The organism is Stenotrophomonas sp. SXG-1 (assembly GCF_014083965.1).
GTDB classification, from domain to species: domain Bacteria; phylum Pseudomonadota; class Gammaproteobacteria; order Xanthomonadales; family Xanthomonadaceae; genus Stenotrophomonas; species Stenotrophomonas geniculata.
On the sequence record NZ_CP046588.1, the window covers coordinates 2216120 to 2228825 of the forward strand.

Consider the following 12706-nt stretch of genomic DNA (forward strand, 5'->3'; position numbering starts at 1 on the left):
TGGGGTGGCCGTTGTCATCGAGCTTGTTGATAATGCGGGATTCAGGTTGTTCCCGCTGGCGCGCCCGGGATGGCAGGCGCGCATGATCGAACGGTTCCCAAGATGACGACCACCAGCGACACCACCACCGAAGCGGCGCCGAGCAGCGCCCCCCTGTTCTACACCCGTCCGGTGCCGCTGCAGGCCGATGTGCATGCCGATCTGCGCATCCTGCCGGGCAAGCTCGAGTTTGCCGCCGGCAACAACGCCATTCCGCTGGTGCTGGGCGAGTTCTCGCTGGCCCTGCACCACTTCCCGATCCTGTTCGCTGGCCCGACCGCCGTGCCGATGGCCGCCGTTGGTGTTTCCGACCAGAACCTGTTCATCAAGGACGGCCTGTGGGAAGACGAGGCCTATATTCCGGCCTATCTGCGTCGCCACCCCTTCATCTTCATCGACACCGGTGCGGACAACGACTTCCTGCTGGGCATCGACGAAGAGAGCTCGCGCGTGGTCAAGGGCGGTGACGAAGGCCAGCCGCTGTTCGTGGACGGCAAGGCCACCGACATGGTGCAGCAGGCGCTGGAGTTCTGCGGCCAGTACACCCGCGAGCATGAACAGACCCAGGCCTTCTCCAAGGCCCTGATCGACAACGGTCTGCTGGTCGAGCGCAATGCCACCGTGCGTACCCCGGATGGCCGCGAGTTCAATCTCAACGGCTTCCTGGTGGTGGACGTGGAGAAGTTCGTGGCGCTGCCGGAAGCGACCGTGGTCGAGTGGCACCGCAGCGGCTGGTTGGCGCTGATCCATCAGCACCTGATGTCGCTGGGGCGCTTCAATGACCTGACCCGTCGCCAGGTCGAGCGCCTGGCGGCCTGATCAGGCCGATGGTGCGGCTTCCGCCCTGCGGGAGCCGTGCCACTGTTGCAATCCCTGCAGCAGCCGCCGCGCCTGGACCCAGTCGGGCGCGGCCTCATGCCCCATCTCCCACAGAGCGGCCGCCATGCCGGCCTGATCCATTGCCCGGCACATCTGCAGCGTGCCCTGCAGGCGGTGCGCATGGTGGCGTAGTGTCGCAGCATCGACGTCGTGCACGGCCTTTTCGATCCTGGCCAGCTCATAGGCAATGTCCGCAGCGTAATCCGGCTCGACGCCAGGGGCGTCATCGGGCGCAGCACGGTGCGCCGGGGGCGGAAGGCCCAGCGCCTGCAGCAAGCTCGCAACCTGCAATGGCTTGACCAGGATGGCGTCGAATCCGGCTCTCCGGCAGCGCGCCGCATGGCGGCGCCCCATGCGGGCGGACAGGGCAATCACTCGCAGGGGGGGCTCTGCCTGCGCGCGCAGCTGCTGCGCCAGAGCGTAGCCATCCGAGTCGCGAAGCCCGATGTCCAGCATGACCGTGGCGCGCGGTCGTAGCGCGTGCTCGGCCAATGCGGTGTCGGCATCGGCAACCGCGCGTACATCCGCACCCAGCCGGCGCAGCTGCTCTGCGACGATGTGCCGGCTGAGTGCATGATCTTCGACCAGGAGCAGGTCGATGCCGGCCAGTGGTGTCTGCTGCAGCGGCTCGATGGGTGGCGGATCGCCGTGGACGGCGCGGACCGGCAATCGCAAGGTGAAGCGGCTGCCGCGCCCATGCACGCTGTGTGCGGTCAGGTTGCCGCCCATGGCAACGGCCAGTTCGCGCGCGATCGTCAGGCCCAGCCCGGTGCCGCCACGTCTCTGGCCATCCTCGCTCTGCTGGAATGGCCGGAACAGAAGCGCCAGTTGAGCGGGCGCAATGCCGATGCCGCTGTCGATCACATCCAGCAACAGCTCCCGGGGAGACAGGGCGGGCGATAGTTGCAGGCGCACTTCGATACCGCCGACATCCGTGAATTTCAATGCATTGCCCAGCAGGTTGTCGACAATCTGGCGCAGTCCATCGGCATCCAGCGCGACCACCGGCGCTGGATCGGGCGTGCGATCAAGCTGGAGTGACAGGCCTCTCCGTAGTGCCTCCGGCCGGATGGCTTCCAGTGCACGGGCACAGAGTTGACCGACGTCACAGGGCACGGGATGCGGCCTGAAGCTGCCGCTGGCAAGGCGCGAGAACGCCAGTGAGCGATCGAGCAGCCTGCGCAGCGACTGGCCGGCAGCAAGCGCTGCCGCGAGCAGTTCGCGCTGCCCCTTGGGCAGGTGTGACTGGCTCAGCAGGTCGATCGAAGCCAGAATCGTCTGCGCGGAATTGCGCACCTCATGGCTGATCATCCCCGCCGCGCGCCCCAGGCGGCGTTCCGTGCGGCCGATTCGCCAACGTAGCGCCTGCCAGAGCACGGGCAGGCCGATGAGTGCCGTGGCCAGACACAGCAGCCATCGCAGGAGCGGGAGGCGCATCTGGTCAAGTGGGCTCTCGATGGATGCGGGCAGCATCTGCTGTGCCCACAACTCCAGCAGCCCTGCGTGCTCTTCGAGCGTGATGGCGCGCAGCGCCTGATCGATGCGCGCCAGCAGCTGCTGGTCCTCGCGGCGGACAAACAGGTGCAGATCGGTGGAAAAATCGCTGTCGAACGGGTGCAGTTGCAGGTTGCCCGCGAAGTGCTGCCGGATCATCGACTGCAGCGTTGCTTCCAGGCCGATGGCCGCATCGGCGATACCGCTCTCCACGGCGGCCAGCGCCGCATGGCGGTCGTGAAGGTGCAGCAGGTGGATCTGAGGATGGTGGGTCGCCAGCCAGTCGGCATAGGGGCCACCGTCAACGACGGCCAGCACCTGCGCCCTCACCCCGGTGACGTCACGGGGTGGACGCTCGCCTTTACGCGAGGCCACCACCGTCCTGCCGCCATGGAAAGCGCCCGATGCCATCAGGTCGGGACAAGGAAGCGGGCGATGCGAAGGATTGCCCATGACCAGCACCAGGTCAGCCTCGTGCCGGCAGACGGCAGCGACCGCCGCGCTCGTGCTGGTGTAGGTGAGATCGCGGAAGCGCAGGCCGGAATGCTGAGCGACAAGGTCGGCATAACCATGGGCGAGGGTAGGGGGCGTGCGTGAATCCTCCAGCGCTGCAGGTAGCGGGCGCAGTGATGGCGCGGTGGCAACCCGCACTTCGCGGCCGGCGGACCATTCCTGCAGTTGCGCATCCTCGGCGGAGGCTGCGGGCAGCAGGATCAGGGCCAGCAGCAAGGTGCACGAAGTGCGCAGACGGAGACGAGCGCGGCGCCTCATCGCACCCCCAGCTGCCGCCGCAGTGCATAGATCTCCACGTCATTGCGCAACCCGAGCTTGCGCAGGGCGGCGACCTTCTGGGTGCTGACCGTCTTGACGCTGCGGTGGCGGTGCAGCGCGATCTCGGAGACGGTCAGGCCTGCCAGAAGCAGGTCCAGCACTTCGCGTTCGTTGCGACTGAGTTCCTCGCGGTTGGCCGGGAACAGGCAATCGGCGGGCAGGCGGCACAGTCCCTGCGATATGCGCACGATGGCTTCAGACAGCATCTCCAGGGGCTCGGACTTGCTGACCACGCCGCTGATGCCGGCCGTCAGCAGGTGATCGATGCGGGTGGTTGGCGTCAGCGTGGCGAAGGCGAGCAGGGGAACATGAGGAAAGCACTCGCGCAGGAGAGAAACCAGTTCATCACTGCTGCGGTCGCCGGGCGCCAGGGTGAGATCGATGATGGCGACATCCACTGCCAGCCGGCGCAGGCTGCCAACGAGCTCATCGCTGCGGGTGTGGCTGGCGACGATGTCGAAGCGGATGTCGCGGGACAGGTGCAGGACGGTGCCGCGGCGGACGACTTCGTGATCGTCGAGGAGTGCCAGCCGCAGTCGGCGCGGTGCAGGGTATCCATTCATGCGCTGGGAGGTGATCGGCGCCCGAAGGGCGTGGCGATCATTCTGGCGCTGCTGTCGCGTCGAGCATCGAGTTTGTTGGATTTTTGCGATTATTCCTAAGGGTCGATGTGCAAGATCCATCAATCCAGTGTTGCCGATTGATGCAGTGGATCGTCAGGCCACAGTCAGGCCCTTCAGGGCACGTCGCCCCCGCTGCGCAGGTCGCGGGCCATTTCGCTGGTCGCAGCCCATCCGAGATCGGCATACAGAGGCTTCCCTTGGGCGGTAGCGTGCAGCACCGCGTAGGCCACCCCTCGCCCGGCGAACGCGTTGTCGGCCAGCTTCATCAGCTGGCGGGCGATGCCGCGACGCCGGTAGCCGGGCTCCACGTAGACATTAAGTACGTAGCCGCGCGAGTCCTGCTCTGGATGGGCGGGGTGGGGCGGCCAGTCGATCAGCATCAGGCCGATGCCTGCGATGGGTTGTCCATTGTCGGAAAGGACATGGCCGAAGTAGTCGCCCGACATCAGGCGCGGCTCCAGCCATCTACGGAACGGGGCGGCCATCTGCTGCAGGACCTCTTCGCTCCGGCCGCTTTCACGGAACATCGCTTCACGGTGGGCACAGATGAGGTCGAGATCGCACGGAAGGATCTGCCGGACGACGAAGCCATTCCAGGAGGCTGTGATGGTATTGTCCGGAGTGCTGTCCATCGATCGTGTATCCGTTCAGACCCTGCTGGCTTGCCCAGCATCGTATCTGAAGGGCGCATGGTGAAAGCACCACGTTGCAATGATTGATGATCGATTGTTGCTCCAGGACGATCCACCGGGGACGAGGGTGCGGTGTCATCGCACCGACTGCGGTACCCGCCTCAGCGTGCGGGTGTCGTAACCCATCGCCGCAATCCGCTCGACTGCCTGCTGGTAGTCTCTGTCCGACACCTGCGGGGTGCGGGCCATATACCAGACGTAATCACGCTTGCTTCGCGCCACGATGGTCTGGCGGTAGCCTTCGTCGAGCCAGGCGATCACGTACTCAGCCTGGATCGGCCAGATGAACTGCATGCCCCAGATCGCGCCATTGCCTTCCTTCTCGACACGGCCGATGGGGTGCATCGACTTCTGTGGCGCATCAAAACTGCCCTTGCGATAGGTGAAGGTGGTCTGGATGCGCCCATCGGAGCGCAGGGCATAGCTCTCCACGGCGTCGAAGGCCTCGCGTTCAGGGCGCGATGGGATATGCGCGATCACGTACCAGTCACCCATGAAACGCGGCACATCCACCGATGACGGACGCGGCAGTGGGCGCGTGTCGCTGGAGCTGCAGCCGGAACCGAACAAGCCGATCGCGATCAGGGGAAGCAGTGGAAACTTTCGCATGTCACACCTCAGCGGGGCCGGAACAGGTAGTGGGCCACCAGCCACTGCTGGCCGTCGTCGTAGCCGAACAGCTCGGCACACGCCATCCAGAACATCCGCCAGCGTTGCCACCAGATGCGCGCAGCCGCCGGCCCATAGGTCGCCGCCAGTATCGGCATCACCCGGTCGCGTGCCGCATCCTGATTGGCCAGCCAGTGCTCGGCGGTGCGTTGGTAGTGGGTGCCGTCCAGCAACCAGCGCTGATCCAGCCGCAGGTCGCGCTGGAAATGCAGAAGGGTATCGGCGGCCGGCATCAGCCCGCCGGTGAAGAAATGGCGGCCCATCCAGTTGTCGCCACCCTCGGTTTCGAACGGGTACATCAGCGTGCGATGGGCAAAGATATGCACGAACAACGCACCGTCTGGCTTCAGCCACTGCGCGATGCGCGCCAGCAGGCGCTCGTAGTTGCGCACGTGTTCGAACATCTCGACCGACACGCAGCGGTCGAAGCGTGCCGTGGGCAGCTCAAGCTGGTTGACATCGCGGGTGATCACCTCGACGTTGCGCAACCCCCTGGCTTCACACTGCGCCATGATGTGCTGGCGTTGGCTGTGCGAATTCGAAACGGCGGTGATGCTGGCCTGCGGGTAGCGTTCTGCCATCCACAGGGTCAGTGAGCCCCAGCCGCATCCCAGTTCGAGAATCTGCTGGCCATCGGCCAGGCCTGCGCGCTGGCCGTACAGTTCCAGCATCGCGTCCTCCGCCTGGTCCAGCGTTTCGCGCCCGGTGGGGTAGTAGCAGCTGCTGTACTTCAGTCGCTTGCCCAGGCAGGCCTGGAAAAAGGCTGCTGGCACTTCATAGTGCTGTCGGTTGGCTGCGTCGGTGTGTAAGGCGAGTGGGCTGTCGGCCAGCTCGGCGATGCCCCGGCTGAAGCGCGCCGACTGGCCTTCGATGCCACCCTCGCTTTCCTCATGCAGGCGTCGCGCGCACAAGCGGCGGATGCCCGCACGCAGCGCCGCATCGGGGACCAGCCCGCGTTCGGCCCAGGCGATCAGCCCGGTTTCCGTGTCTTCGGCAGGATTCAGTGACGGGATCGCGTTCATGCGGAATGCTCCTTGGAAGGGCGGGGGAACCAGGGAAAGAACATCGGCGTGCTGCGCTGATAGGCCTGGTAGTCGTCGCCGCGGCTGCGCAGGGCCTGCTTCTCGGTGAACGGGATGCCGCTGAGATAGCGCAGGAACACATACATCAGCACGGGGCCGAGCCAGGCCAGCCACCACAGCGGGGAGCCGACGGCCAGCAGCACGTAGGTGAACCAGTGCAGCCACTCGAAGAAGTAGTTGGGGTGGCGGGAATACCGCCAGAGTCCATCACGGCAGGTGCGGCCCTTGTTCGCCGGGTTGGCGCGGAACCGGGCCAGCTGCTGGTCGGCCAGCGATTCTCCGCCCACGCTCATCAGCCAGACGAGCGCAGCCGCCATCACCCAGGGTGCCGTGCCTGAGGTTTGATTGGCGGCGACCGCGACGAAGGGCAGGGCAAACAGCACCACCAGCAGTGCCTGTGCCATGAAGAACCCGAAGATCTTTCCCTGGTGTCCTTGCCAGTGCTCACGAAGGTAGCGATAGCGCCCGTCCTCTTCTTCGTGCCGGACCCGGTGCCACAGATGCAGGGCCAGGCGACCGCCCCACAGGCCACCGAGCACAGCCAGCGCCACCCGTGGCGTCACCGCACCCTCGCCCAGCAACGCCAGCAGCAGCGCGGCGGCGCCCACGCCCTTGGCCCAAAGTACGTCCACAACGCCGATGTTGTGGTGGCGGCGCTGCCAGGCCCAGCCCCAGCTCATCACCAGTACCGCGTACAGCAGCACCCAGAGCAGGTTGATCATGATGACGCTCCGACCAGAGGTGGTTGTGGCGTAGTACGCGGGCCGCCACGGGCGGCGCGGCACAAGAGGGAAAGCGCAATGGCCCAGCCTGCGCCCAGCACCAGGACGCCATGCCACATCGGGCTGTTGAACTGCACCGCATCGAATCCACGCGCGGCCGACAGGTAGGCCAGTGGCGCCAGCAGCAGGCCGAACAGAGGCGGCAGGGCAGGGTGTCGCTGAAGGAAGCGCATCGAGGTGGTCAGGGTCATGGCGAATGCCGCCCACAAGGCCATGATCCAGAGCGGTGGCGCCCACCCCGGCGGGGCAGCGGCGTAGCGCACGGTGCCGCTGGCGGCCGCAGTGGCATCGACCAGCCAGGCGCAGGCCAGCGCAAGCACCAGCAGCCGCAGGTCCAGTCGCGGATGCGCCGACGCCAGCAGCTGGCTGCCGATGTAGAGCGACGCGGCCAGCAACGCAGGCCACTGCCAGCCGCGGCCCGCGCCGGCTACCGCGCACAGCCATACCAGCTGGTTGCCAAGCAGATTGGGCCAGAACCGGCGCATTTCAGTTGCCTTCACCCGGTGCGCCCGCGGGCCGATGGCCCGGGCGCGCCAACAACAGATGCGAGACGCCGATCGAACGCTCCAGGAAGCCGCCTTCGCAGTAGGCCAGGTAGAAATCCCAGAGGCGGCAGAAGCGGGTATCGAACCCCTGCGCCTGCACGGCAGGCAGCTGCGCAAGGAAGCGTTGGCGCCAGGCGCGCAGGGTCAGCGCGTAGGAATGGCCGAAGTCCTGCTGGGCGATCAGCTGCAGGTCGCTGGAACGCGTCTTGGCGGCCATGATCGCGTTGATCGATGGGATGAAGCTGCCCGGGAACACATAGCGCTTGATGTAGTCGACGCTGCGCCGGGCCTGCTCGTAGCGATGATCCTCGATGGTGATGGCCTGCAGCAGGGCAACACCATCAGGCTTCAGCAGTCGCTGCAGCGTGCCCATGTAGGTGTCCAGGTATTCCGCGCCGATGGCTTCGATCATCTCGATCGATACCAGCTTGTCGAACTGGCCCTGCAGGTCGCGGTAGTCCTGCATCAGCAGCGTGACATGGTCCTGCAGGCCCGCTGCCTGCACGCGCTGGGCAGCCAGCGCGTGCTGCTCGGCGGAGATGGTGGTGGTGGTGACGTGGCAGCCGTAGTGCTGCGCGGCGTGCAGCGCAAAACCACCCCAGCCGGTGCCGATCTCCACCACGCGATCGCCCGGCTTGAGCTGGAGCTGCTGGCAGATGCGGTCCAGCTTGCGGCGCGAGGCGGACTCCAGCGATTCGGATTCGCCGGTGAACAGCGCCGACGAATACATCAGGTCAGGCGACAGGAACAGGGCGAAGAAATCGTTGCCCAGGTCGTAGTGGGCGGCGATGTTGCGCCGGCTGCCCTCACGGCTGTTGCGGTGCAGCCGGTTCCATCCGCGCAGCAGCCAGCCAGCCACACGGGCCGGGCCCTGCTCCATGCCGTCCAGCAGTTCGCGGTTGCGTACCAGCAGTTGTATCAGGGCAACCAGATCATCGCAGTGCCACTCGCCCTGGATATAGCTCTCACCTGCGCCCACACTGCCTTGGGCAGCAACCTTGCGATAGAACGCGGGGTCATTGATGGTGACAGTGACATGCAGTTCGCCACGGGCGTCGCCCAGCCAGACTTCGCCGAGTGCATCGCGCACGCATAGGCGGCCGTCGCGCAGGGGGGCAAGCTGCGCCAGCAGGCGGCGGCGCAGGAAGGCGTCCAGCGCACCGGGGCGCGGCAGGGCCACCGAAGGTGTCATCGAGTTCATCGCGGTTTCCCGGCAAGGGTGGGGTGGTCGTGTACGGGGTTGCGCTTCAGCCATAGCCGCAGTGCGTGCCAGTGGATGGCGGCCACCACCTGGGTGGTCATCAGGGGATAGCAGGCCAGAACCCGGGCCAGTCCGCGGCCATCCAGGGCACGTCGCTGCATGGCCTGGGTGGCATCGAACTGGCGCACGCCGTCGCGCCAGACCTGCATGTGCACGCGCAGGTCCTGGTCCGGGCGGTTGAAGCGCCAGTCGTAGCGGCAGTCCATCGGCATGAACGGCGAGACATGGAAGCACTTGTCGAACTGCCAACGCAGTGAACTGCCTTCGTGCGTGGCGGTAGTGACCGGCAGCACATAGGTGTGTCGTTCCTTCCAGGGCGTGTTGGTGATCTCGGCGACGATGCAGTCCAGCGTGCGGCCGTCGGCCTGGTAGCAGTAGTAGAAGCTGACCGGGTTGAAGACATGCCCGGCGAAGCGGAGATGGGTGAGCAGGCGCACCGGGCCGGTCGGCCGGTAGCCGAGCGTGCCCGCAGCGTGGTCGCGCACCGCATCGGCCAGTGGCCGGGCGGGGTCGCCGAAGTAGTCGCTGCGGCGGAATTCGGCCAGATTGCGGCGATTGACCGACCACAGCCAGCGCCCAACAAACACGGTCTCCAGTTCATCCAGGTCGAGCAGCAGTTGTGCAACCGGGTAACGGAACGCATGCGGATGCGGATGATGCCGGCGATGCATCACCTGCCCGAAATAGAGCGCACTGGCGCTCATGCCGCCACCTCGCCCGGAGCCTGTGCCCGCTGGTGTGGCGCGCAGGCCTGCAGGGCGTCGACCACGCGTCGGGCACTGCGGATACCATCCTCGTGGAAGCCCCAACCCCAATAGGCGCCTGCAAACCAGGTGTGGCGACGGCCCTGCAGTTCCGCCCAGCGCTGCTGTGCCCGCACTGCGGCGTGGTCGTGTACGGGATGCGCGTAATGCAGGGTTCGCAGCACCTTGCTGGGGTCGATTGCCTCGCTGCGGTTAAGCGTCACTACCAGGGGGGTGTCGCCGGGCAGGCCCTGAAGCAGATTCATGCAGTAGCTGACGGTGCAGGGCGCGGCGCGATCCTGCGGCACGTGCGCGTTCCACGCTGCCCAGGCCTTGCGATTGCGCGGCAGCAACGAGGCATCGGTATGCAGCACCGCCTCGTTGGACTGATAGCGGATGGCGCCCAGCACCTCACGTTCGCCAGCGTCCGCATCGGCCAGCAGGGCCAGCGCCTGGTCGCTGTGGCAGGCCAGGATCACTTCGTCGAAGGCCTCCACGCCGGCAGCGCTGTGCACGCGTGCGCCCCAGAGCATGCGTTCGACGGTGCTGACGGGGCATTGCAGCCGCTCATGCACCCGCCAGCGGCGACGCAGCGCATCCACGTAGCGCGCCGATCCGCCGCTGACTACCCGCCAGCTCGGACGGCCGGTCATCTGCAGCATCTGGTGATTAGCCATGAACTGGGCCAAGTAGCGCGCCGGGAAGTCCTGCACGGTGACCGCCGGTGAGGACCACAGCGCCGAGGCCATCGGCAGCAGGTGCTCGTCGATGAACGCCTCGCCATAGCGCTGGCTGCGCAGGTACTCGCCGAGCGTGGGACCGTCTTCTTCGGCCAGCAGCAACGGCGCGTCGCGATAGAACCGGCGCAGGTCGGCCAGCATGCCCCAGAAGCGCGGCGATACCAGATTGCGGCGCTGGCAGAACAGCCCATCCAGCGAGGTGGCGTTGTACTCCACACCGCTGCGCTCACTGTGCATGGAGAAACTCATCGTGGTCGGTTGCGAGGCCACGCCCAACTCGTCGAACAGCGCCGTCAGCAAGGGATAGTGCTGGGGGTTGAAGACGATGAAACCGGTATCCACCGCCATGCCTCTGCCCGCCACCTGCACGTCGTGGGTATGGGTGTGCCCGCCGAGGTAATCGTTGGCCTCGAACAGCGTGACGTCGTGCTGGCCATCCAGCCACCAGGCACTGGCCAGCCCCGCGATACCCGAGCCGATGACCGCGATGCGCATCTCAGTACCTCGCCTTGGCCAGAACCCACTCGGGGATGGGCTTGAGCCCTTTGACCAGGCCCAGCGCCGCCATCGCGCGCAGCCCGTACCAGGTCAGGTCCACTTCCCACCAGCGGAAGCCCTGGCGCACAGTGCCGGGAAAGAAATGATGGTTGTTGTGCCAGCCCTCACCGAAGGTGAGCAGCGCCAGCCACAGGTTGTTGCGGCTGTCGTCGCGGGTCTCGAAGCGGCGGCGGCCAAAGCGGTGCGCCAGCGAATTGATGGTGACGGTGGCATGGAACAGCACGATGGTGGAAATGAAGAAGCCCCACACCAGCAGCTGCGGGCCATTGGTCTGCAGGTCGGGCGCCCAGCGTTCCAGTCCAGCACCCAGCGCGTACAGCGCTGCGGCCAGCAGTACCGGCACTGCCGTATCGAAGCGGTCGAGCCAGCGCAGCTCGGCGAAGCGCGCCAGGTCAGGTACCCGCGACAGATCGGTGGCGAAGGCCTCGCGGGTGAGGAACCAGCCCATGTGGCTGCGCCAGAAGCCGCCTTCGCGCGGTGAATGCGGATCCAACCGCTGGTCGGCATGCCGATGGTGGTGGCGATGATGGGCAGCCCACCACAGCGGCCCGCGCTGCACGCTGGAGGCGCCGATGACTGCGAACACGAACTGCACCGGACGCGATGCCTGGAAGGTGCGGTGCGAGAAGTAGCGGTGATAGAACGCCGTGATGGCGAACATGCGCACTGCGTAAAGCGCGGTGGCCATGACGACCGCCGTCCATGACACGCCCACCCAGATCACCGCGAAGCAGGCCAGGTGCATCAGTGCAAAGGGTACCGCGCGCATCCAGTCGATGCGTCCTGGCTGTTCGCCGGTGGTCTCTGTGGCATTGCTGGTATCGACCCACCGCTGCAACGTACGCAGCAGGCGCCAGCGTCGACGGGGGAGGGGCACTACAGAGGCCATGGCGGATCTCGGCGGGTGTCTTGGCTATCTGTACGCAGCAGAGCGTGCAGTGGATGCGACGCGACGCGGAAAATTTCGCCTTCACCCGGGCGTCACGGTGCAGCCGTCAACCAAGGGCTGGGTCCATACCCGCTGCCAGTCGCTTGCCGGGCGTTCGGCAGCTGGCGAGCTGAAGCGCACCGTCACCTGCGGGTAGCTGCCGCGGGCATCACGCAGGTTGCTGGTGCCTCGGAACTCCAGCAAGCGACGGTCGGCGTTGGCATAGACCAGTGACAGGCGGGGCGCGACGCCGCCGTACCAGGTGTCCAGACTGACCTCGATCGATTGGCCATCGATACCCTGCCAACGTACCGGACCGATGCGCCGCACCTGCACCGGGAAATAGCGCTGCCGTCCCGGCACCAGGAACGGCAGGCTGATGCGTTCGCCGCGCAGCAGCGCCGGCCAGTGCGCGCGCACCGCGGCGTCGAACCCTGCATCGATCACCGCGTCCGGTGGCAGTTCAAGCTGGCGCCGCCGCAGCTCGCTGGCGGCATCCTCCTTCCAGGCAATCGACACCGAGTCGCCAGTGGCATCGACTACAGCAGCCTGGCCGCTGCGGCGGTCTTCCAGCGAGTAACCCCGTGCCTGCGGGCGGGTACTGGCGGGCAGATGCTTGCGGGCGAAGGGTTGACCACCCGGGCACTGGTACAGCACCCAGCGCTCGGCGCCCTCCGTTGCCTCGCGCCGCCAGTGCACTTCACGGTAGAGGACGCCGCCCTGCGCGGAGGTGGCCACGCCCTCGCTTCGCAGCCAGGGTGCCGCCAGCGCGGCGTGAGGCAGGCACAGCAGCAGCCAGGCAGTGCGCATGGGTCGTGATCCGGAAGGGAGGGCTCAGGG

General features: G+C 66.5%; 13 protein-coding genes. 1 reads left to right on the plus strand and 12 read right to left on the minus strand.

Features of this window, described 5'->3' with window-relative positions:
- Positions 1-102: 102 nt before the first annotated feature.
- Positions 103-858, plus strand: coding sequence for a SapC family protein (locus GOC52_RS10205; protein ID WP_010485810.1), 756 nt, complete (start codon positions 103-105; stop codon positions 856-858).
- Here the strand turns inward: GOC52_RS10205 and GOC52_RS10210 are convergent, their stop codons facing one another.
- From GOC52_RS10210 to GOC52_RS10265, 12 genes are all read right to left on the minus strand, one after another.
- The gene (locus GOC52_RS10210) at positions 859-3183 is read right to left on the minus strand and encodes an ATP-binding protein (protein WP_191851332.1); all 2325 of its coding nucleotides are present in this window, start codon (positions 3181-3183) and stop codon (positions 859-861) included. It abuts the gene before it with no gap.
- A complete protein-coding gene (locus GOC52_RS10215; RefSeq protein WP_238794437.1) occupies positions 3180-3926 on the minus strand; it encodes a response regulator transcription factor in 747 nt (248 codons plus the stop codon). Before GOC52_RS10215 ends, GOC52_RS10210 begins: the two co-directional genes overlap by 4 nt.
- Before the next feature lie 53 nt (positions 3927-3979).
- Positions 3980-4498, minus strand: coding sequence for a GNAT family N-acetyltransferase (locus GOC52_RS10220; RefSeq protein WP_010485804.1), 519 nt, complete (start codon positions 4496-4498; stop codon positions 3980-3982).
- Positions 4499-4633: 135 nt separating this feature from the next.
- Positions 4634-5167, minus strand: coding sequence for a lipocalin family protein (locus GOC52_RS10225; protein WP_019337464.1), 534 nt, complete (start codon positions 5165-5167; stop codon positions 4634-4636).
- An 8-nt stretch (positions 5168-5175) separates the two neighbouring features.
- Complete coding sequence (locus GOC52_RS10230) at positions 5176-6249, minus strand: SAM-dependent methyltransferase (RefSeq protein ID WP_010485800.1); 1074 nt, start codon at positions 6247-6249, stop codon at positions 5176-5178.
- Positions 6246-7031, minus strand: coding sequence for a DUF1295 domain-containing protein (locus GOC52_RS10235; RefSeq protein ID WP_191851334.1), 786 nt, complete (start codon positions 7029-7031; stop codon positions 6246-6248). Before GOC52_RS10235 ends, GOC52_RS10230 begins: the two co-directional genes overlap by 4 nt.
- Entirely contained in the window at positions 7028-7576 is a 549-nt protein-coding gene (locus GOC52_RS10240) for a DUF2878 domain-containing protein (RefSeq protein WP_057502827.1), read from the minus strand. The genes GOC52_RS10235 and GOC52_RS10240 overlap by 4 nt, the downstream gene beginning before the upstream one ends.
- A gap of 1 nt (position 7577) precedes the next feature.
- On the minus strand, positions 7578-8837 hold the full coding sequence (locus GOC52_RS10245; RefSeq protein ID WP_191851336.1) for an SAM-dependent methyltransferase: 1260 nt from the start codon (positions 8835-8837) through the stop codon (positions 7578-7580).
- Positions 8834-9601 (minus strand): DUF1365 domain-containing protein, encoded by a 768-nt coding sequence (locus GOC52_RS10250; protein WP_191851338.1) that lies wholly within the window; start codon positions 9599-9601, stop codon positions 8834-8836. The genes GOC52_RS10245 and GOC52_RS10250 overlap by 4 nt, the downstream gene beginning before the upstream one ends.
- The gene (locus GOC52_RS10255; protein ID WP_191851340.1) at positions 9598-10875 is read right to left on the minus strand and encodes an NAD(P)/FAD-dependent oxidoreductase; all 1278 of its coding nucleotides are present in this window, start codon (positions 10873-10875) and stop codon (positions 9598-9600) included. The genes GOC52_RS10250 and GOC52_RS10255 overlap by 4 nt, the downstream gene beginning before the upstream one ends.
- Before the next feature lies 1 nt (position 10876).
- Complete coding sequence (locus GOC52_RS10260; RefSeq protein WP_191851343.1) at positions 10877-11827, minus strand: acyl-CoA desaturase; 951 nt, start codon at positions 11825-11827, stop codon at positions 10877-10879.
- 81 nt (positions 11828-11908) lie between these two features.
- Positions 11909-12676: a hypothetical protein gene (locus GOC52_RS10265; RefSeq protein WP_191851345.1), complete on the minus strand. Its 768-nt coding sequence runs from the start codon at positions 12674-12676 to the stop codon at positions 11909-11911.
- Between the last annotated feature and the right edge of the window lie 30 nt (positions 12677-12706).

What these genes read in the sequence shown, in the direction of transcription:
- GOC52_RS10205 (WP_010485810.1), top strand. Translation starts at nt 103, where the DNA reads ATGACGACCACCAGCGACACCACCACCGAAGCGGCGCCGAGCAGCGCC.
- GOC52_RS10210 (WP_191851332.1), bottom strand. Translation starts at nt 3,183, where the DNA reads ATGAGGCGCCGCGCTCGTCTCCGTCTGCGCACTTCGTGCACCTTGCTG.
- GOC52_RS10215 (WP_238794437.1), bottom strand. Translation starts at nt 3,926, where the DNA reads ATGGATCTTGCACATCGACCCTTAGGAATAATCGCAAAAATCCAACAA.
- GOC52_RS10220 (WP_010485804.1), bottom strand. Translation starts at nt 4,498, where the DNA reads ATGGACAGCACTCCGGACAATACCATCACAGCCTCCTGGAATGGCTTC.
- GOC52_RS10225 (WP_019337464.1), bottom strand. Translation starts at nt 5,167, where the DNA reads ATGCGAAAGTTTCCACTGCTTCCCCTGATCGCGATCGGCTTGTTCGGT.
- GOC52_RS10230 (WP_010485800.1), bottom strand. Translation starts at nt 6,249, where the DNA reads ATGAACGCGATCCCGTCACTGAATCCTGCCGAAGACACGGAAACCGGG.
- GOC52_RS10235 (WP_191851334.1), bottom strand. Translation starts at nt 7,031, where the DNA reads ATGATCAACCTGCTCTGGGTGCTGCTGTACGCGGTACTGGTGATGAGC.
- GOC52_RS10240 (WP_057502827.1), bottom strand. Translation starts at nt 7,576, where the DNA reads ATGCGCCGGTTCTGGCCCAATCTGCTTGGCAACCAGCTGGTATGGCTG.
- GOC52_RS10245 (WP_191851336.1), bottom strand. Translation starts at nt 8,837, where the DNA reads ATGAACTCGATGACACCTTCGGTGGCCCTGCCGCGCCCCGGTGCGCTG.
- GOC52_RS10250 (WP_191851338.1), bottom strand. Translation starts at nt 9,601, where the DNA reads ATGAGCGCCAGTGCGCTCTATTTCGGGCAGGTGATGCATCGCCGGCAT.
- GOC52_RS10255 (WP_191851340.1), bottom strand. Translation starts at nt 10,875, where the DNA reads ATGCGCATCGCGGTCATCGGCTCGGGTATCGCGGGGCTGGCCAGTGCC.
- GOC52_RS10260 (WP_191851343.1), bottom strand. Translation starts at nt 11,827, where the DNA reads ATGGCCTCTGTAGTGCCCCTCCCCCGTCGACGCTGGCGCCTGCTGCGT.
- GOC52_RS10265 (WP_191851345.1), bottom strand. Translation starts at nt 12,676, where the DNA reads ATGCGCACTGCCTGGCTGCTGCTGTGCCTGCCTCACGCCGCGCTGGCG.